This is a genomic window from Streptomyces sp. NPDC104831 (assembly GCF_055583025.1).
Window position 1 is genome coordinate 45686 of sequence record NZ_JBVJOT010000034.1, and the last position, 17689, is coordinate 63374.

At 71.3% G+C, this 17689-nt stretch carries 20 protein-coding genes and 1 tRNA gene; 13 read left to right on the forward strand and 8 right to left on the reverse strand.

Annotated elements, in window-relative coordinates:
* Nucleotides 1–97: 97 nt before the first annotated feature.
* The 3 genes from ACZ63H_RS22955 to ACZ63H_RS22965 form a co-directional block, all read right to left on the reverse strand.
* A complete protein-coding gene (locus tag ACZ63H_RS22955; RefSeq protein WP_469867802.1) occupies nucleotides 98–580 on the reverse strand; it encodes an SUKH-3 domain-containing protein in 483 nt (160 codons plus the stop codon).
* 399 nt (nucleotides 581–979) lie between these two features.
* Complete coding sequence (locus tag ACZ63H_RS22960) at nucleotides 980–2062, reverse strand: protein kinase family protein (protein ID WP_469867804.1); 1083 nt, start codon at nucleotides 2060–2062, stop codon at nucleotides 980–982.
* A gap of 166 nt (nucleotides 2063–2228) precedes the next feature.
* The gene (locus ACZ63H_RS22965; RefSeq protein ID WP_469867806.1) at nucleotides 2229–2501 is read right to left on the reverse strand and encodes a LysR family transcriptional regulator; all 273 of its coding nucleotides are present in this window, start codon (nucleotides 2499–2501) and stop codon (nucleotides 2229–2231) included.
* 122 nt (nucleotides 2502–2623) lie between these two features.
* Here ACZ63H_RS22965 and ACZ63H_RS22970 point away from each other — a divergent pair, with 122 nt between their 5' ends.
* Nucleotides 2624–2821, forward strand: a complete 198-nt coding sequence (locus ACZ63H_RS22970) for a hypothetical protein (RefSeq protein WP_469867808.1) — start codon at nucleotides 2624–2626, stop codon at nucleotides 2819–2821.
* A 179-nt stretch (nucleotides 2822–3000) separates the two neighbouring features.
* Here the strand turns inward: ACZ63H_RS22970 and ACZ63H_RS22975 are convergent, their stop codons facing one another.
* From ACZ63H_RS22975 to ACZ63H_RS22985, 3 genes are all read right to left on the reverse strand, one after another.
* On the reverse strand, nucleotides 3001–3456 hold the full coding sequence (locus tag ACZ63H_RS22975) for a hypothetical protein (RefSeq protein WP_469867810.1): 456 nt from the start codon (nucleotides 3454–3456) through the stop codon (nucleotides 3001–3003).
* Nucleotides 3457–3560: 104 nt separating this feature from the next.
* Nucleotides 3561–3896: a hypothetical protein gene (locus ACZ63H_RS22980; protein WP_469867811.1), complete on the reverse strand. Its 336-nt coding sequence runs from the start codon at nucleotides 3894–3896 to the stop codon at nucleotides 3561–3563.
* A complete protein-coding gene (locus ACZ63H_RS22985) occupies nucleotides 3887–4246 on the reverse strand; it encodes a hypothetical protein (RefSeq protein WP_469867813.1) in 360 nt (119 codons plus the stop codon). The genes ACZ63H_RS22980 and ACZ63H_RS22985 overlap by 10 nt, the downstream gene beginning before the upstream one ends.
* 243 nt (nucleotides 4247–4489) lie before the next feature.
* Here ACZ63H_RS22985 and ACZ63H_RS22990 point away from each other — a divergent pair.
* Nucleotides 4490–4565: transfer RNA gene (locus ACZ63H_RS22990), tRNA-Met, on the forward strand.
* Between the two features lie 169 nt (nucleotides 4566–4734).
* On the opposite strand, the gene ACZ63H_RS22995 is transcribed toward ACZ63H_RS22990, so the two are convergent.
* Nucleotides 4735–5244, reverse strand: coding sequence for a hypothetical protein (locus ACZ63H_RS22995; RefSeq protein WP_469867815.1), 510 nt, complete (start codon nucleotides 5242–5244; stop codon nucleotides 4735–4737).
* Nucleotides 5226–6221: a nucleotidyltransferase family protein gene (locus ACZ63H_RS23000; RefSeq protein WP_469867817.1), complete on the reverse strand. Its 996-nt coding sequence runs from the start codon at nucleotides 6219–6221 to the stop codon at nucleotides 5226–5228. Before ACZ63H_RS23000 ends, ACZ63H_RS22995 begins: the two co-directional genes overlap by 19 nt.
* A 410-nt stretch (nucleotides 6222–6631) precedes the next feature.
* Here ACZ63H_RS23000 and ACZ63H_RS23005 point away from each other — a divergent pair, with 410 nt between their 5' ends.
* The 11 genes from ACZ63H_RS23005 (at nucleotide 6632) to ACZ63H_RS23055 (ending at nucleotide 17679) form a co-directional block, all read left to right on the forward strand.
* A complete protein-coding gene (locus ACZ63H_RS23005; protein ID WP_469867819.1) occupies nucleotides 6632–7270 on the forward strand; it encodes a hypothetical protein in 639 nt (212 codons plus the stop codon).
* Nucleotides 7271–7328: 58 nt separating this feature from the next.
* Nucleotides 7329–7571, forward strand: a complete 243-nt coding sequence (locus ACZ63H_RS23010) for an acyl carrier protein (RefSeq protein WP_469867821.1) — start codon at nucleotides 7329–7331, stop codon at nucleotides 7569–7571.
* Between the two features lie 12 nt (nucleotides 7572–7583).
* Complete coding sequence (locus ACZ63H_RS23015) at nucleotides 7584–9704, forward strand: beta-ketoacyl synthase N-terminal-like domain-containing protein (protein ID WP_469867823.1); 2121 nt, start codon at nucleotides 7584–7586, stop codon at nucleotides 9702–9704.
* Nucleotides 9697–11121, forward strand: coding sequence for a class I adenylate-forming enzyme family protein (locus ACZ63H_RS23020; RefSeq protein WP_469867825.1), 1425 nt, complete (start codon nucleotides 9697–9699; stop codon nucleotides 11119–11121). Before ACZ63H_RS23015 ends, ACZ63H_RS23020 begins: the two co-directional genes overlap by 8 nt.
* Nucleotides 11122–11129: 8 nt before the next feature.
* Nucleotides 11130–11693, forward strand: coding sequence for a phosphoribosyltransferase family protein (locus tag ACZ63H_RS23025; RefSeq protein ID WP_469867827.1), 564 nt, complete (start codon nucleotides 11130–11132; stop codon nucleotides 11691–11693).
* Between the two features lie 2 nt (nucleotides 11694–11695).
* Nucleotides 11696–12367 (forward strand): dTMP kinase, encoded by a 672-nt coding sequence (locus ACZ63H_RS23030; protein ID WP_469867829.1) that lies wholly within the window; start codon nucleotides 11696–11698, stop codon nucleotides 12365–12367.
* Nucleotides 12340–12924: an orotate phosphoribosyltransferase gene (locus ACZ63H_RS23035; RefSeq protein WP_469867831.1), complete on the forward strand. Its 585-nt coding sequence runs from the start codon at nucleotides 12340–12342 to the stop codon at nucleotides 12922–12924. The genes ACZ63H_RS23030 and ACZ63H_RS23035 overlap by 28 nt, the downstream gene beginning before the upstream one ends.
* Nucleotides 12921–13607 carry an IMP cyclohydrolase gene (locus ACZ63H_RS23040; RefSeq protein WP_469867833.1) on the forward strand — a complete coding sequence of 229 codons (687 nt, stop codon included), beginning with the start codon at nucleotides 12921–12923 and terminating at the stop codon, nucleotides 13605–13607. The genes ACZ63H_RS23035 and ACZ63H_RS23040 overlap by 4 nt, the downstream gene beginning before the upstream one ends.
* A 90-nt stretch (nucleotides 13608–13697) precedes the next feature.
* Nucleotides 13698–15038: a nucleotidyltransferase family protein gene (locus ACZ63H_RS23045; protein ID WP_469867835.1), complete on the forward strand. Its 1341-nt coding sequence runs from the start codon at nucleotides 13698–13700 to the stop codon at nucleotides 15036–15038.
* The gene (locus ACZ63H_RS23050; protein ID WP_469867837.1) at nucleotides 15019–16044 is read left to right on the forward strand and encodes a pyridoxal phosphate-dependent aminotransferase; all 1026 of its coding nucleotides are present in this window, start codon (nucleotides 15019–15021) and stop codon (nucleotides 16042–16044) included. The genes ACZ63H_RS23045 and ACZ63H_RS23050 overlap by 20 nt, the downstream gene beginning before the upstream one ends.
* 396 nt (nucleotides 16045–16440) lie before the next feature.
* A complete protein-coding gene (locus tag ACZ63H_RS23055) occupies nucleotides 16441–17679 on the forward strand; it encodes a hypothetical protein (RefSeq protein ID WP_469867839.1) in 1239 nt (412 codons plus the stop codon).
* Nucleotides 17680–17689: the final 10 nt, after the last annotated feature.

The following is a 17689-nucleotide window of genomic DNA, read 5'->3' on the forward strand; positions in this document are numbered from 1 at the left end:
GCGTCGCGTTAGCAATGTTCCGATCGGCTGATCTTTAGCAATCGCGTGGCCCGCCGGGAAGCATCGTCGGAGTGGAACCCGGTCCGGCTGGGGCTGTTCAGTCGGCAGCCTCGATCCGCCCCGGGGCGATGCCCAGGATGAGCTTCTCCAGCGCGTCCTCGGCATCGCCGAACGTAGCCAGCCAGGTCTCAACCAGGTAGATCTCGCTGTTCTCGTCGATGCCGAGGAAGAATCTGCCCTCATCGAGTTCGCCGAGGGGGAAGATGGCGCTCCCGATGGTGTGACTCCAGTCGGCGAAGCGGTCTTCCTCGCCGATCAGGTTGTCCGGGTCGAAGTTGAAGGGGGTCTTGGCGCAGGTGATCCCGGGGCCGCTGATCTGGACGTCCAGGCCACCGAACTCCGCCAAGAAGGCTTCAGCGGCATCGTGCATGCGGACCAGGCCGGTCTTCTCGAGCGTCTTGCGCCAGTGGTCGATCGAGACGTGACGTCCGGGCCGCCAGCCTGCTGAGCGCAGTGTCTCCTCGATCACGCCAGTTCCCCGTAGATACGTCGCCGCCGCATCGACCCACGCCTTGTCCACCGGCACGTCCTCTGGCCAGCCGGGCCGCCAGTCCGCCTGCCAGTGGGCGAAGTCTTCACGCAGGAACTGCGGTCAAATGGCTTGAGTCGGACTTGCTGTCGCTGATCGGCCCACCAGACCTCGAATTCGGCCTCGGTTCCTTGGTCTGGCCAGCGTTCTGCGACCGCTGGCAGAAGCAGAACATCGGCGAACCCTCCGACCGGAAGACCGATGTCGACGAACGTGCCCGGCCTCGGCACCGCCCGTCACCGTCCCTCGGAATCGTTGTCCGAACCGCAGGCCGCGACGGATGCGAATCCACTCTTCAGCGCTGACCACCCGGACATCCTGGCATTCCGCTGTTGCGTGTGGCGGCCGGACAGTTGTGGTGGTGGGGCTGGGAGCCGGCGAGGGCGTGGGTCAGCCCGGGGTTGTGGCGCAATCGCCCAATTGCCGCTCGATCTCCGCGGACGGGAACGGCGTCTGCTTGCTCTCGGTGATCAGGCGGCGGAAGAAGGAGTCCACGACGACGGTAGGGCGTGCGTGCCGGTCGATGATGGCCGTGATCTCGGGTGGGATGTCGCCAGGTCGCTGGCCCGCGATCCAGTCGTGCAGGAAGACTTCGCATTCCGTGTCACCGCGCACGCCGTCGAGCAAGTGGTATTGGAGCAGGTGGCTCGCGGTGTAACAACGGTCGTAGCCGAGGTGGTCCGCGAGAAAGTCGGACTCATCCGCCGTCAGGTCGAAGCGGGAGCTCAGGGCAAGTCCGAAGTCGGCGAAGTAGAGCTGACGGCCGTCGGTCAGGATGTTGGCGAAGTGTGCATCGAAGTGGACAAGTCCGCGAGAACTCATGAAGTCAGCTCCGTCCATCAGAGCTTCCTCCACCCAGCGGAAGGACGAGCCGTCCCCGCCTTCCGGCATGGCAGTTTCGCGGTGGTCAGCCAGCCATCCGGCGAGTGTGTGCGGCACGTGCTCCAGAAAGACCACCAGGCTGTACGAGGACTGGCCGATGGCCTCCAGCCGGTTGCGAACGGCGGGTGATCCCTCCCAGTGGGCAACGGCCCCCTCAAGGCCCCCGAACTCATCGGTGAATCCTTCGGGAGGGGAGTCAGGAAGAACCCGCCAGTGATACATCAACGGGAACCCCGCGTACTCGTCGCCGAGAACCCAGTTCGTGGTCATGGTGTGCACGGCAAGCTCCCGCCAGGCACCGAACCCGGCCGAGCCCACCCCGTACTGGTAGAACATCGGCAGCTCGAAGACGTTCGCCGTCGATCGCACATTCTCCGGGCGCAATTCGATGTCCGTCAAAGGGATCCGCTTGACGAAGACGCGCGTTCCGTTGACGTCCAGCTCTGCCGACCTGCCGCCGATGCCTGACGAGAGCGGGGTAGCGGCTGCCACGACCTCCCCGAGCCGGTGGTCGCTCAGCAAGGAGAGCTGAGTGCTCACGGTCTCGTAACCAGCCAGGCGCGCGGCGCGTTGCAAACCCTGGTCCAGCATCAACGGCTCCTCGGTGCCCGAACAAGGGCTTCGGCAATCCCACGTCGGCACCGACCTTACGTTGAAAAGGTCAGCCACTCTCATAAACGTGACAATGACTGAAGTTGGGTCCTGGGCGCGTTCGCCGTCGAAGCGGACCGCGTCGTGATGATGGTCGAGCCGCCGGTCAGGTGACGGAAGATCGCGCTGCGTCCAGGAGGCTGAGCAGGTGCTCTGCTTCGTGGATGAGAGCGGCGCCCGCCGGGGTGGCTGCGAGGGGGCTGGTCCGTTCGATCAGTTGAACGCCTGCGGCCTTTTCCAGGGCATGGAGCTGATGCGTGAGCGTCGCTGGCAGCGTTCCGAGGCTTCTGGCGGCCGCGCAGAGGTTTCGTTGGCCAGGCAGCCGGACCAGGCGTCTGAGGCGTTCGACGCAGTTGCGGACGTTGCTGATGGCCGCCATCGACTCGGACAGGGCCGGTGCGTCCGGCAGGAGTGCGAACGGGTTGCTGGTTGCGCTGTTCGGGCGGATCTCGATGCCCCACTTCTTGGCCAGCAGGTTGAGGCGGTGCCTGTCGAGACCGAATGTTCGGCGATGTCGGGGATGCTGAGGCGTCGGTGGAGGTAGGCCTGTTCGAGTTCCTCACGGGTGATGCGAAGGCTGAGCGGTTCGGGGCGTGGTGTGGCGGGGATCCCGGCTTCTCCAGGGCGTTTTCGACGGTTGAGAGGCTGCAGCCGGCACTGCGGGCGATCAGGCTCTGGTTGAGAGTTCCGCTGGAGTGAGTGGTGCGGAGAAAGCCGGGGTCGAGCATCCCCCGGTCTCGGCCGGCGCCAGCCGAGACCGGGGGATGCGGGAGCGGGCGGCGGTTGGGTGGTGCCGGTGGCGTCGCAGTAGCGCCGGACGTGCTCTGTGGTCAGTCCGAGGGCGGCGGCCGTCTCCTCGGCCGGGGTCCGGCCGGCGATCAAGGTGTCGAAGTCGCTGTCGGAAATCCGTTCGGAGGTAGCCCCAGGCCAGTCGGTCCAGTCGCACCATTCGGTGGGGGCTCCCAGAGCACGGGTTCGTCGATCCGGTGGGCAGCGAGGTTTGTGGCCGCCTGTTCCAGCAGGAACGCGCGCATCAGCGGCGAGACCTGGTAGCGGAACTCGTCCCGAGCGTGGATGTTCCTCGGAGGCAGGTCCGCGTGGACTCCGAGGAGGAAACTCAGAACGTGCTGGAAGCGCTGGGTGACCTCGTCCTCCTCGGCCTGGTCGAGCAGCCCCAGAGCGACGGCCGTGGACTCCTCCTCGTCCGGCAGCTCGCCCAGCAACTGGGTCGTCGGGTCCACCAGCAGGCCGGCCACGTCGACCAGCCTCCACCGCACCCCACCGAACCCGGACTGCTGGAGCAGGACCTCGCGGCCGCGCACCTCGGACACCATGAACGGCTCACCCCTGGAAACTCAGAGCGAGTCCCGCCCGCAACGGAACCGTCCAGTTGCTCATGCCGCCCTCCGCAGCACCGAGTCACCGTCGATCGGGCGGCTCAGGTCGACCGAGAGCCGTCCCGACCACACCAGTGCGAGGATGGCGGGCCGCACGTCCTCCACCGGCCGGCCAGCCGCAGACGCCGTTCGGCGACCGTGAGGGGATCCCCGTCCTGCACCGCCTCCCAGGCCCGCGCGATGTCCTCGTCCGGCACAACCCCGGCCCGCCGGTAGGCGGCCAGGAACCGCACGTTGGCCAGCAGCGTCGGATCCGCCCCCGACCAGATCTCGTACTGCCAGCCGTGGCCCTCCACCAGGTCCCCGGGCCAGGCCAGGGCCTCCGCGATCTTCGGACCAAGAAGGCGGTCGGCCGGCTTCACGTTGACTACGCGCACGTTGCCGTCCCCCAGCACCAGCAGGAAGTCCGGCACATGCAGCCGCCACCCCCGCCCACCCGCGCCCGCAGACGGCACGGCTGGGCAAATATCCCGACCACCTGCGGGTCGAAGTCCGCCAGCAGCAGCCGAGCCAGCTCCAGACGGCTCTCGTAGACCACCAGCCCACACGTCGTCGCCGACGCGTACTCGCCGGGATGATGCTTGTGACCCTTCGCCGACCTGACCTGCCGCCACGGCACGGACCCGTCGAAACTGCCCCGGCGCAGCTGGCTGAACTCCACGCTGCGTACCGAGTCGTCCTCGTACCGGATCGAAGCCGTCGCAGACTCCTGACTGCCAGCCCTCACGCTTGTACGCTTGGTGACCATGAGCTGACCGTAGGAAGCCGCCCAGGGCGAAGAGGCCGGATGACCGAGAAGTTCCCGGGACTGACCACCACCGACCACAGGTGCTGCTAACGCGACCCGGAAGATTGCTAGCCGCCTGCTAGAGATCGACCGACACTGCTAACGCGGACCCGGAACCTACATCTTCCCGACGGGTCCCCGGTGGCCCGGTCCTCTGCACGGCGTAGGGTAGGGCGGACCGACCCGGGGTGGAGCAGCTCGGTAGCTCGCTGCGCTCATAACCCAGAGGTCGCAGGTTCGAATCCTGTCCCCGCTACCAACACACCGGCCCCCTGACACCAACATCAAGGGGGCCGGAAGCATAGGGTGCGCCGGGTTACCCAGCAGGCGGGGCCGCCGCGGCCGAGCGGGTGGCGATACGCAACCGGCCGGCGTCGTACTCCACGTCCGCCGCCGGTTCTTCGCGCGCCGCCTTCGGTTGCTCTGGGTCAGAGGCCGTCCTGGCGCCACCGGGCCGCCGGCAGGGAGCGTTCGCGTCGCCACTGGACGAGGGTCGCCGAGATGCGCATGGCCTGTCGGGACCCGGCCGGTGTGCGCGTCACGGGGACGTCGAAGGGCAGCTCGGCGCGGAGCTCGGCGTCGTGTCGCCCGGCCGTCGCCATGGCCGTACGGGCCTCCTGCTCGCCCGCGTCCGCCGACCAGGGCAGGTCGCGCAGGGCGACCGCCGCCGGCTCCGCGCTGTTGGCCAGCGCGTACTGGAACTCCATGTCGTCCAGCGGGCCGTCGAGCCCGCGGGCCAGGCGGCGGCAGAGCAGGATCGCCCGCAGCGCCATCGCGCAGGACTCGACGCACAGCGGCCAGTCCTCCTCGCGGCGGGCGGCCTCCATGTCGTCCAGGGCGGCCTGCACCGACTGGGCGTACTGCCAGGCCGCCGCGGCCCCGTGGGAGGTGACCCAGGTGACGTCCAGGCCGTCCCGGGTCACTTCTGCGTGATCCATGCTTCGAACACCTTCCGCAGGGCGTCGTCTTCCACAACCAGGTCCAGTTCGGCGCGCCCCAAGGCGTCGAGCAGCCGTGCCGCGCCCAGTTCGCCGGCCGCCTCCGCGGCGGGGGCCTCGGTGCGCACTCCATCCGAGAGCAGCCGGTCGTGCCGGTTCACCAGCCAGGACCGGCCGGCGAGGGTCACCTCTCTGCTGCCCAGCGCGGGCCGCACGGTGGCCAGGACGAGCGGGTCGAAGTCCGGCAGGCCGGCCTGCGCGAGGGCCGCGTGCAGGCGGTCCTCGTCATCGACCGAGCCGGCGGGCAGGCCCAGCCGCCGGGCCCTTACGGGCAGCCACTTGTCGCCAGTCGTCATGTCTCCCGCGAGTCTGCAGCGCAGTTCGAGAAGCTGCCGGCCCGCCTGCCGCCACAGGTGACGGCGTGTGTCCTCGGACCGGCCGGCCCGTTCGGCGAGGCCCGCCATGCACGCCAGTCCGGCCAGCCGGCCGAAGGCGACGCGGGCCAGCATCGCCTGCACGCGCGCGGACTGTGCCGCGTCGTACACCGGGGGTGCCGCCGGGTCCAGTGCTGTGGCATGGAGCCAGCGGGCGGCCCGGCGCTGCTCGCTGCGGCCGAGTGGCTGCTGCAGCGCCACGTCACCGGCGGCGAAACGGAGCACCGCGATGTCCCCTGCCTCCTGCGCCAGTTGGGCGGGCGTGCTCGCCGGGAAGTGCTCGATGTCGACCGGCACCCCGTCGAGATGATTCAGCTTGGGGCCCCTGTGCTGCTTGACGGCCTCGTCCACGACATGGATGTCCACATCGCTCGACCGGTTGCCCAGTCCGCTGGCCAGCGAGCCGACCAAGTAGGCCCGTCCGCCGCCCAGTTCCGGGGCGACCAGTTGCGTGACCGCCGTGGGCGAGAGACCGACCGTCTTGAGTGCTTCGTCGATTCGGACGCTCCATGGCGCCGCTCCGGACTTTGTGAACCCTTGCATCGCCCTTTTGCTCCGAATTATCGTCCGAGCTGCCGAACCCCGAGGGAAAGGGGGTGAAGTCCGCCGGATAGTAGCGCACCGCCCGCCGCATGTTGGTGATGCGCGTCACGTACGGCGGTCCGTTTCGGCGCTGTCATCCGCTGTCGTGGTCAAGACTGAGGACGCGCAACGAGGAGGGGCAGTTTTTCAGGAAGGCTGCGAAAAGGAGGACGCCGGCGGCGCCGTGCCGAAGTCGTGGGTCGCGGAGTTGAACACCGGGTTGAACATCCTTGCGAGTGCCCCGCCTCTGTGATCTTCTGTCTGGCGATTCTGCGGGTCGGCCGACTGGGCCTGCACGCAGGTGATTCGGTGCTCGGTCAAGAGTCAAGAGGCGGTGCGTTGTTATTCGCTGGCGAGACTTTGTGCGGTCCATGGAGAACGAGGTGGACTGGAGCTCCAGGCGATATGTGGAGTCGCAGGCGCCGATAGTGGAGGAGATCCTCAAGACCGCTGCCCACCATCGGCACATCCTTGAGGAGCGGACCGAGGAAATCATCGCGAACGAGGACCTTTTTCGCTCACTCGCGCCGCACATGAACTATCCGCGCATCCTCATGGACAAATTCGTCCTGCACATCGATGAAGCGGACCGGTTCCGGGTGCGGATGCACCGGTTCAAGTCGAAGAAGCAGAACGGCGGCGCCCTGGAGAAGGTGCATTCGCACAAGTGGGACTGCAGCACCGTCCTCATGACCGGCACCTACACGGAGCGCCAGTTCGAGATCACCAACGTGGACGAGGAGCGGCGGACCTGCCGGGTCGTGCCGCTGCTGGAACAGACCCTGGAGGCGGGCCAGATGAACTCGCTCCCCGTCGGCCGGGCGCACCAAGTCATCAACCCCAGCGACGACGAGCCGTGCATCACCCTGTTCGTCCGGGGCCCCTCGCGTCGGCCGCACGCCCGGATCTACGAGCCCGAGGGCGGCACCTTCTATGAGACGTACGGGCCCGACCGGCAGACCAAGCTCGGGCTGCGCCACATCGGGCGCGTCGACCCCGACTTCCACTGACCGCGCGCGTGGGAAATCCCAGCTCTCCCCTTCCGGATCCTCTGGAGTCATTGGTGTGATGACCGATTCTGTCTTCCCCGCTGTATGCGAGCTGATCCACAAGCACAGCGCCGAGCTGGCCGGGCGCGAGCTGGAGCCGGACGAGACGATCGCCGACCTGGGGATCGACTCCCTGGAGCGGCTGTCCCTCGTCGTCGACATCGAGAACCGCTTCGGTCTGATGATCGACGACGCGGATCTGAGTGATGTGCGCACCGTCGGCGAGCTGGCCGGTCTCGTCCGCCGCCAGAGCGAGAAGTGAGGCGGTAGCGGCATGGCGCGCGTGGTGGTGACGGGCATGGGCTGTGTCTCGCCGTTCGGCGACGGAGTCGACGCCTTCGTGGCAGGTCTGCGCGTCGGCCGGACCGCCGAGCCGCCCCGAAGCTTCGACGTGGCCGACTACCGGATCAAGGGCGTCTACCACGTTCCTGGCGTCGACGCCGGCGACCGCGAACTTCCGGTGCGACTGGCGGAGTCCGCTCTTTCGGAGGCGTTCGGCCAGGCGGGGGTGGCACCAGGGGAGGAGGCGGGCTGTGGGCTGGCCCTGGCCTCGACCAGCGCCGGCTGGCATCTGCCGGACGAGACGCTGGACCCGGCCCGTCCCCCGCTCGGGCCGGACGCGGACGTGACGGCGCTGCTGAAGGAGGGTCCGGGGCTCGCACTCGCCGAGCGCTGGGGACTGGACGGCCCGCACTGCACCGTTTCCTCCGCCTGTGCCTCCTCCACCGGCGCCCTCGCCTGGGCGGCCCAGCGCATCCGCGACGGTCAGGCGCCGATGATGGCGGTGGGTGCCGTCGACGTCCTCACGGAGGTCGTCTTCGCCGGTTTCCACTCGATGCGCCTGCTCACTCCCGGGCAGACCCGTCCGTTCACCGCGGACCACTCCGGTTTCGTCCTCGCCGAGGGCGCCGCCTTCCTGATTCTGGAGGAGGCGGAGCACGCGCGGCGGCGCGGTGCCCGTCCGCTGGCCTCGGTGGCCGGCTGGGGCGGCAGCAGCGACGCCGCGCACATCACCACGCCGACCGGCGAGGGCATCACCCGCTCGCTGCGGGACACGCTCGCGGACAGCGGTCGCGAGCCCGCCGAGATACGGGTCTACCACGCACACGGCACCGCGTCCGCCGCGAGCGACACCGCCGAGGCCGAGGCCGTCACCGAGGCCCTGGGCCCCATGTGGGAGACGCTGCGGGTCACGGCGACCAAGAGCGCCCTGGGCCACACCGAGGGCGCGGCCGGGCTCTTCACGGCCGTCGCCGCCGTGGCCGCCATGGGGCTGCGCCGCCTCCCGCCCGTACTCGGCGCGGACGCGGCCCGGCCGGCCACGCCCGCGCTCCCCCTGCACACGAACCCGGTGGCGGAGGTCCCGGCCTCGCCGGCACTGGTGCACGCGTCGGGCTTCGGCGGCGCCAACTGCACCGTGCTCCTCGACACACCGGACACCGCGGTGCCCGCGCGCCACAGGTCCGCGCGTCCGGTGACCGTCCGGCTCGCCGTACGGGCCGACGACGGCGACGGTGTACGGCTGACCCTGTTCGGCCGGTCCACCGGCGAGCCGGGAGCCGACGCGGACACCGCACCGGAGGCCGCCCGCTCGGGCCGGGTCTCGCGGCTGCTGAGCCGTGCGGTCGGGGCCGCCCTGGAGGCGGCGGGTCCGCGGCGGTCGGCCGCCGCGCGGGAGGGTGGGCTGCTGGCCGGCACGGCCTTCGGCGTCCAGGAGCGGCATGCCCGGATGCAGGAGGCGATCCGCGGCCGGGGCGGCCGCTTCGTCGACCCGCTGGACTTCGCGCGCTCTACGTTCAACGTCCCTGTCGCCGAGTGCGCGGCCGCGCACCGAGTGCGGGGCCGTACCGAGACCCATGTGGGCCCGACGGCCGGTGCTGAGGCGCTGGTCTCGGCCGTCGGCCTGGTCGCGGCCGGGCGCCATCCGGCGCTCCTGGTCGGCGGGTACGACGCGCCGGAGAACCGGCTGTGGCACGTGGAGGGCGACGCCCCGGTCCCCGCGCGTGCCACCGTCCTGCTGGTGGAGTCGGGTGCGGACGGGACCGGAGCGGTCCAGGTGGCCGGCCATCGCCGGCTCGCGCCGACGTCCCGCGCCCGGACCGCGCCGGCCGTGCTGCGGGCGGTCGAGGAGCTGGACGGAAACGAGCCGGCCGAGGAGGTGTGGGCCGACCTCGCGGGCCTGCCCGCGCGGGAGCGGGCCGCCGTCCAGGCGGCGCTGCGCGACCGCCGGCACCGGTGGGTGGACGCCGACGCGGGTGCCGCCGCGACCCTGGATGTCCATGTCGCGGCGCTCATACGGCTCGCCGACGGCGGGCCGCGCAGCCTGACCGTGCTGTCCACTGCCGCGCACGCCCCCGGTGTGGCGGTCCGCTACGAGCGGGGTGGCCATGACTGACGTCTTCGTAGGGCACGTGCTCGGCCACGCGGCGGCGCGGGGCGACGCTCTCGCCGTCGCCGACGCCGAGCACGCCCTCACCTGGCGGGAGCTGGCCGCGGCCGTACGCGACCGGGCCGCCGCCCTGCCCGCCGCCGGGGACGTCACGGCGCCGGTGGCGGTGCTGCACCGGCGCGGTGACGTGCGGTGGCTCGTCGACTTCCTGGCGCTGCGGTACAACGGGCTGACCGTCGTGTGCTTCCCCGGCGCCATCCCCGCCACGTCCGTCACACGACAGGCCGCCGGGTACGCGGCCACGGTGCTCGTCACCGACGACGGCTGCACCGTGCGCCCGCGTGCGGCGCGGGGCGAGCCCTGGTGGCGGCAGGCCACACTCGTCCACCTGACGTCCGGGACGACCGGAGCGGCCTCCGGCGTTCCCCGGGGCGAGGAGAACCTGCTGCACGAGGCGCGGTCGGTGGCCGAAGGACTGGCGCTGACCCCGGGTACGCCGCTGCTGTGCGGGACGCCGACGGCGCACAGCTTCGCGGGCGGGCTGTTCCTGTCCGCGCTGGTGACCGGCGCGACCACGCTCGTGCTGCCCGCGTTCGACGTCGCGCAGGCGACGGAGCTGGCGGCGCGGCACCGGCCGCATGTGCTGTGCGGCACGCCGTACGTCTTCCGCGCGCTGCTGCGCACGGCGCGGACCCGGCCCGACGTCCTGCGGCGGATCCGGGTTCCGCTGACCGGAGGCGCGCCCCTGCACGCCGAGCTCGCCGACACCTGGCGAGCGGTGACCGGCGTGCCGCTGGTGCAGGAATACGGGTTGTCGGAGGGGGGCATCGCCACGGCCAACCTGTCGCACGCCGCCGAACGGCCCACCGCCGTGGGCCGCCCGCTGCCCGGTGTGGAGATCCTCCTGGTGCGCGGTGACGGGACGCCCGTACCGATCGGTGCCGAGGGGCATGTGTGCGTCAGGCGCACGGGCTGCCCCGGACGCTATCTCACCCCGGCCGGGGACCTGGTGCCGATCGGCACGCGGGTGCCCGGCGCCGACGGCGTCGTCGACACCGGTGACCTCGGCCGTCTGGACGCCGAGGGACTGCTGCACCTCACGGGGCGGGTGAAGTCCCTGATCAATGTGGCCGGCACCAAGGTGTCGCCGCGCAGTGTGGAGAGCGCGCTCATGGAATACCCGGGCGTCCAGGACGCGGTGGTCATCGGTGTCCCCGACGCCGAGCACGGGGAACGGGTCGCGGCCGTGGTCGAGGCCGACCCGGCAGAGGTCACCCCCGCGTGCCTGGGCTCCCACATGCGGCAGCGGGTGAGCGCGCCCCTGGTGCCCCGGCAGTGGCGCGTGCTGCCCCGGCTGCCCCGCACCGCCTCGGGCAAGCCGGACGTACGGAAAATCCGTTCCACCATCGACGAAGGGCGCTGACCTCCCCGATGCTTCAGGATGTCTACCTCAACGCCGGTGTCATAAACACCGGCGAGTACCTCACCACCGTGAACGAGCTGTGCGACCAACTCCCCGCCCTGCGGCCAGAGTTGTTGTGGTACGTGGCATCGCACCTGCGTACCAGGCTGGATCTCGGCTCCGTCGACAAGATCCTGGTGGAGGAGGAGAAGGGCGCCCCCATCGCCACGGCCGTCTCCCTGACGACGGGCATCCCCCTCGCGATGGCCCGCCGCTACCCGTACGACTTCCCCGGCACGCCGTACGACTTCGCCAGCGAGTACGAACGCGGCGCCCTCTATGTCAACGGGGTCGAGCCCGGCGACCGGATCTGCATCGTGGACGACACGCTGTCCACCGGTGGCACCGTCGAGACGCTGGTCAACGCCGTGCGGGAGCGGGGCGCGACGGTGACGCAGGTCGCCGTCGTCGTGGAGAAGACCAAGAACGGGGGGCGGGCCCGGCTGGAGAGCGGCCTCGGGGTGCCCGTCTGTTCGCTGCTGACCATCGAGGTCGACGCCGACGGGGTGCGCGTCGTGGAAGGAATCGGCTGATCATGACCATTAAGCAGCACCGGCACGGGGCTGTGGGCCTTCCCGCCCTGCGCGAGACGCCGACTCCCGGCTTCCTGCTGGTCATCGAGGGCACCGACGGCGCCGGCAAGAGCACCCTGCTGACACAGGTGTCCGAGCGGCTGCGGACGGCCGGCCGCGATGTGCTGACCACGTTCCAGCCGACCCCGGCGGTCCGCGCGCACGACGCGTTCAAGGGGCTGTCGGAGACCGGCGGCGACCTCGACGACCACTACCGTGCCCTGTATCTGCTGACGCTCGGCGACCGGCTGCACCACGCCCAGACGGTGATGCTGCCGCACCTGCGCCGGGGCGGCACGGTCGTCTGCGACCGGTACGTGTACACGACGATGGCCAACATCATCGCTCGCGGCCAGAAGTTCGAGGGCTGGTTCACCGAGGCGGCCGGGTATCTGCCGCGCCCCGACCTCAGTGTGCTCGTGCACTGCCCGGTGGAGCACGCCATCGCCCGTATCCGCACGCGTCCCGAGGAGGCCGAACGGCCCATAGACACCGCCCACATGACGAAGGTGTACGAGGCGTTCCGCAGTCTGGAGGCCGACGGGTACCTGCGTGGTATCGACACCTCGCGCACCGGCATCGAGGAGACGGCCGGCACCGTGCTGCGATGGATCGGCGATCGGACCGCCTCGTGAGCGTCGCGGTGCCCGAGGGCCTGGCCGCGGCCGTCCGGGCGCTGCGCCCGTTCGTGGACGGCCGGCGCGAGAACGGGGAACCGCTGGCCGACTACTTCGACGGGCACCGGGTGCTGGGCGACCCGATGGTGCTGTCCGAACTGGCCGACGTCCTGGCCGGGCGGATCGCGGACACGGACGTGGACTGCGTGGCGGGCGAGGCCGTCGCGGGCAGTTCGCTGGCGACCGCGGTCTCCCTCGCGCTGCTGCGCCGGGGCCGGGGCGTGCCTGTCCGGGCCCTGCGCCGTCAGCCGAAGTCCCGTGGCGTGCCGGGCATCCTGAGTTCCCACGTCCCGGACGGCAGCCGCTTCGCGCTGGTCGACGACGTCGCGGGGACCGGCGCCTGCCTGGAACGCAGCGTGCGCCGGCTGCGGGAGTTGCGGCACGAGGTCGTGGGCGCTTGGGTGGTCGTCGACCGGCAGGACGGCGCCGCCGCACGTCTCGAACGCCTCGGAGTGCGGCTCTCCGCCCTGTTCACCCTGAACGACATCAGCACAGCAAGGACGTCCCTTTCATGACCGAACTGTCAGCGCATCTCTCCGGCAACCGTTACCCCGGCCGGGGAGTCCTGTACGCCCGGGTCCACTCCGGCGCCCACGTCGTCGCGTACTTCCTCACCGGTCGCAGCCCCGCCTCGCGCGAGCGCAGCCTGCACATCGCCGGTGACGACCTCGTCGTCGGCCCGTCCACCGCGACCGGCCACGACCCGCTGCGCCACTACACGGCCGCCGAGAACGCCGGCGACTGGCTCGTTGTCGGCAACGGCGAGCAGGTCACCCAGGTCGCCGACCGGGTACGGTCCGGGATGCCGGCCCAACTCGCCCTGGGCGGCCTGGAGTACGAGCCGGACCCGCCGATCCACACCTCCCGTGTCACCGCCCTGGTGAGCCGGGACGGCGGAGGCGTGGGCGTGCTCGGTGCCGCCCGCCGCAGCCGGAACGGGCGTCGGGAGTCGGCGGATGTGATGACGCTGACGGTGCGCGACCTCGCGCCCGGCGACGCGGTGCTGCTGACCACGTACGCCTCCGACGGCGACACCGTCGAGACGGCCACCCCCTACGTGGAGTGCCGTGTCGCCGCTGAGCACCCCGGCAGCCTGCTCGACGAGATCTGGGCCGCCCTGGACCCGAAGCTGCGGATCGCCGCCGCCGTGCTGGACCCCGCCCAGGGGGCGGCCGGTGCGCTGCTCCGCGCCGACTGACACCCGTACCAGTCCACTTCAGGCGTGACTGCGCCGACCGGAGAGGTTCCCGTGAACGTACCGCGTACCCGTCCCCCAGCCCGGGACCGTGTGAGAGAGCTGCTCAGCCTGTGCAGTCTTCAGCCTCGCCACACTGTCGAGCAGAGCATCACCGCCGTCCAGCTCCTCGGAGCGGATGTGGTCGCCGACATCCTGGGGCGGCAGCGCTGCCGCAGCCTGGTGGTGACGCGGCTCTCGCCATACCGCAACCACGCCACCGTGGAACGGGTCCTCACGCTGCTCGAACCCCGGGCGGCCCGCATCCGGCGCATGCACGCCGTCCTGGAGGACAATCTGGCGCGCGTCGACGCCCTGGCCGCGAAGCACGGCGTGACCGTGCTGGCCTTCAAGGGGCTCGGCGCGCGCAAGGTCTATGCCGAACCGCGCTTCCGGGACTTCGGTGACCTGGACCTGTACGTGGCGGACCGGGCCCAGGCGGCGCTGCTCGCCGGGGCGCTGCGCAAGGAGGACCACTACACGGTCAACCCGGACGAGGTGCCGTGGCTGAAGTACGACGCACGGGCCCGGCTCCTGTACGGGCAGATCAATCTGCTCGCGCCCGCCGGGGGGGACGACCTCATCAATGTGGACGTGCACTTCGGGGATTACTCGGTGCGGCACAGCTCCCGGCTGGGTCTGGACCGCTCCCTTTCCTTCCCGGACGGCCCGGGACTGCACACGATGGACATCGAGCACACCCTCGCCAGCGGCGTGAACAACGCCGCCGGTGACCACTTCGTGACTGTCAAGGACACCAACGACCTGCTGTGCGCGCTGTCCCTGGAACGGTTCGACTGGGGAGTCTTCCGCGGCCTGCTGGAGGGTGCCGGGCTGACGCGGTTCTTCGGCTTCGTGGTCGATAAGCTGCGCGCGTGCTCTGTGCTGACGCCCCGTCAGGAGGAGGCTCTGGCCGTCGCGGGCGTGCGGACGTCCGGTCTGGAGCCGGCGCCGCGGCTGGACCGTCCCGATTGGGGGCGCCGCTGCTGGGCCACCACCGTGCACGCCTTCGCGGCCGCCCGCCCGCGCGGGCTGGGCCCGGCGGTGCGCACCGCGGCGGACGCCTATCGCTACTACCGGGAGCCGCTGCGGCTCACCGTGGACACCGATCCCGGGGCGACCGAGCCGCTGGAGCGGTTCGACATGGCGACATGTGTACGGCTGGTGCCGCTCGACCTGGCCCGTGAACTGCCGGGCGGAGGGCACCTGAACACGTCTTCCGGGCCCGACGTCCTGCGCCGTACGGCGCTGCGGGCCGACCGGGGTGTGGTCCGCCGGGACACGGTGGCGGGCACGTTCATCGATGTGGACGGCGAGCCGTTCGTGGCGACCGTGTCGTACCGGATACCGGGCGCCATGCTCGGCGGGAGCCGCGATGACCGGCGCCACGACTGACCTGACGGGACCCCAGCGCAAATGGCCGGAGCGGTTGATGGGCCGGTTCGCCGAGGCGCAGGAGGCGGCTCTGCGCAGCAGGGGATCGTGGGGTCCGCCCGCGCCGGGCGGTGACCGGCGGCTCCTGGACCGGCTGTGCGCCGATCTCGGCGCACCGGAGGGCCGGGTCTCGGTGACCGCCGGGGTGCGGGCTTTCGCCGGAGGGTGGGCCGGTCGGACGCGGCGGGTGCTGATCGAGCGCCCTGGCTTCGCCCCGCTGCCCGGACTGCTCGGCGCGGTCGGGGCTCGGGTACGGCAGCTTCCGTGGCGGGAACTGGCGCGGGAGGCGCCGGCCCTGGACGAGCCGGCGACCCTCTGGGTGACGAGTCCGGGCCGCAACCCGGACGGGCGCACCCTGTCGGCGGCGGGCGCGACGGAGCTGTCCTCGCTGGCCGGCCAGGGGCATCACGTCATAGTGAACCGGGTGTACCGGTGGTTCTCCGGGCCGGGGCCCGACGTGCCCGGCGGCTGGTCGGTGCACTCGCTGAGCAAACTGGCCGGCGGCGGTGCGCGGCTGGGCTGGGTGATCGGCCCCGAGGACGTCGAGCATCCGCCGCGGGTCCGGCTGACCGGCCCGGCCACGGTGTGGCAGCGGGCCTGGGCAGAGTTTCTGACCCCGCGCACCCTGGACGCGCTGGTCCGGGAGTGCGCGCAGCCGACGGTCGAGTCCCGGTCGGCGTTCGTCGCCTCGGTCCGCTCCACGCTGGGCTGGTACGAGCACGACGAGGTGGGCGGGGTCGCGGTGCTGCTGGCTGTGCGCGGGCTCGACGAGGACGCGGCCGTGGCGCTGTTCGCGGAGCACGGCGTGCGGGTCTCGCCGGGCAGTGCCTTCGGGACGCCCGGCCCCGCGGTGCGGCTGGCCTTCTCGGGGGTGACCGTCCGGCAGGCCACGGACACCGCCGGCCTGGTGGCCCGCCTCGTGTCCGCTTCGGCGACCCGCGGGTGTCTCGCGCCGTTCCGGCCGTGAGGCCGTCGCCGTAAAGGTGAAGAAGTCAGCCCCCGCGCCCCGCCGGAACCGCGCCCTGCCGCAACCGGGCCGCGCCGGGGCCGGGCGCGTGAACGGACCGTGAATTCAAGCCAAGTGAACCCTTGACAGGGTCAGTTGGCGGGATGGGATACTTGGTCTATACCAATGTCGTCCGTGTTTCCGACCTCTGCTCCCGTCGGTGCCGCAGCCGCGGCGCCCACCGTCCGAGGTGTGCGGTCGGTCTGGTCCGTATCCCCGGTCGATCCCATCGCCTCGGGACCGGGCGCACCACGCACGTGAACGGAGCGCAAACATCGCCGGGCCGGACGGTGTCGCGCGGGGGCACGTGCCGCGCGGGCGGCATCGCCACCGCAGGAACCGTGGAGAGAGGTCTGCATGCCTGTACAGAAGACGGAGAACGGCGACTGTCGCGGGCCCGCGGAGCCGGACCAAGCCCTCGGACCGGACAAGTTCGGCTGCTGCCTCGGCGAGCTGCTCGACGCCTGTGGCCCGTCGGCCGCCGTCGGCCTGCCCGGCGCGTCACCCGGAGCGGCGCACCCGATCCTCTCCTGCGGCTGCGAGAGGTCGCCAGTCGAGACCGTCAGCGTCTCCGCGCTGCGCTCCGCGGACTCTCCCCGGGCCCGCTCAAGAGACCCCGAACAGGTACGGGCCCTCGCCCAGCTCGACCCCGCCTCGCTGCCGCCGATCATCGTCCACCGCGCCACCATGCGGGTGGTCGACGGCACGCAACGCGTCGGCGCGGCCCTGCTGCGCGGTGACGAGGAGATCGAGGCATGCTTCGTCGAGGGCAGCGAGGAGGACATGTTCCTCCTCGCCGTCCGGCTGAACGTCGCGCACGGGCTGCCCCTGTCGCTGACCGAGCGCCGCTCGGCGGCGGCACGTATCCTCGCCTCCCGCCCGCACTGGTCCGACCGGGCCGTGGCCACGGTGACCGGCCTGTCCGCCGCAACCGTCAGCGATCTGCGCGCCGGTACTCCCGCCGCGGTACCGGACCCGGTCAGGATCGGCCGGGACGGCAAGCGCCGCCCCTTCAGCAGCGCGGAGGGACGCCGATCGGCGGGCGAACTCATCCGGGAGAACCCGCAGACCCCGCTGCGCCAGATCGCGAGGCAGGCCGGCATCTCGCTGGGGACCGCCTTCGACGTACGGGCCCGCATCCTGCGCGGCGAGGACCCGGTGCCGCCGCAGCAGCGCCGGCGCGGCGCCCTCGCGGCCGAGGCGGCCGGCAAAGTCACGGTCGTCACCTCCAGGATGCCGCCCGAGCCCCGCGCCGATGCCGGCCCGGTCGCCGGTACGGACGCGGTGCGCCCTTCCGAACAGCGACTCCCCCGGCGGGACACGACCCGGATGATGCGGAGCCTGGTCTCCGACCCCTCGCTGCGCCTGACCGGCCACGGCCGGACGATGCTGCGCTGGCTCAGCGGCAAGGTGATCCGCTCCGACGAGTGGCAGTCCTTCATCGGCGAGATACCGAGCCACTGCACGGAGACCGTGGCCGGACTCGCCCGGGCGTGCAGTGAGTCATGGGGCGAGTTCGCCCGGCAGTTGGAACAGCGCACGCAGGAACCGGACCGGCACGCGCCCGCCGTCCGGGCCCGGCCCGACCACGCCTGAGGGGAAAGTG

Excerpts from the sequence above, each read along its gene's own strand:
- ACZ63H_RS23050 (WP_469867837.1), top strand. The coding sequence starts at position 15,019 with ATGACCGGCGCCACGACTGACCTGACGGGACCCCAGCGCAAATGGCCG.
- ACZ63H_RS23015 (WP_469867823.1), top strand. The coding sequence starts at position 7,584 with ATGGCGCGCGTGGTGGTGACGGGCATGGGCTGTGTCTCGCCGTTCGGC.
- ACZ63H_RS23025 (WP_469867827.1), top strand. The coding sequence starts at position 11,130 with ATGCTTCAGGATGTCTACCTCAACGCCGGTGTCATAAACACCGGCGAG.
- ACZ63H_RS23040 (WP_469867833.1), top strand. The coding sequence starts at position 12,921 with ATGACCGAACTGTCAGCGCATCTCTCCGGCAACCGTTACCCCGGCCGG.
- ACZ63H_RS22970 (WP_469867808.1), top strand. The coding sequence starts at position 2,624 with ATGTTCGGCGATGTCGGGGATGCTGAGGCGTCGGTGGAGGTAGGCCTG.
- ACZ63H_RS22975 (WP_469867810.1), bottom strand. The coding sequence starts at position 3,456 with ATGGTGTCCGAGGTGCGCGGCCGCGAGGTCCTGCTCCAGCAGTCCGGG.
- ACZ63H_RS22965 (WP_469867806.1), bottom strand. The coding sequence starts at position 2,501 with ATGGCGGCCATCAGCAACGTCCGCAACTGCGTCGAACGCCTCAGACGC.
- ACZ63H_RS23000 (WP_469867817.1), bottom strand. The coding sequence starts at position 6,221 with ATGCAAGGGTTCACAAAGTCCGGAGCGGCGCCATGGAGCGTCCGAATC.
- ACZ63H_RS23010 (WP_469867821.1), top strand. The coding sequence starts at position 7,329 with ATGACCGATTCTGTCTTCCCCGCTGTATGCGAGCTGATCCACAAGCAC.
- ACZ63H_RS23035 (WP_469867831.1), top strand. The coding sequence starts at position 12,340 with ATGGATCGGCGATCGGACCGCCTCGTGAGCGTCGCGGTGCCCGAGGGC.
- ACZ63H_RS22960 (WP_469867804.1), bottom strand. The coding sequence starts at position 2,062 with ATGCTGGACCAGGGTTTGCAACGCGCCGCGCGCCTGGCTGGTTACGAG.
- ACZ63H_RS23030 (WP_469867829.1), top strand. The coding sequence starts at position 11,696 with ATGACCATTAAGCAGCACCGGCACGGGGCTGTGGGCCTTCCCGCCCTG.
- ACZ63H_RS22995 (WP_469867815.1), bottom strand. The coding sequence starts at position 5,244 with ATGGATCACGCAGAAGTGACCCGGGACGGCCTGGACGTCACCTGGGTC.
- ACZ63H_RS23020 (WP_469867825.1), top strand. The coding sequence starts at position 9,697 with ATGACTGACGTCTTCGTAGGGCACGTGCTCGGCCACGCGGCGGCGCGG.
- ACZ63H_RS23005 (WP_469867819.1), top strand. The coding sequence starts at position 6,632 with ATGGAGAACGAGGTGGACTGGAGCTCCAGGCGATATGTGGAGTCGCAG.
- ACZ63H_RS23055 (WP_469867839.1), top strand. The coding sequence starts at position 16,441 with ATGCCTGTACAGAAGACGGAGAACGGCGACTGTCGCGGGCCCGCGGAG.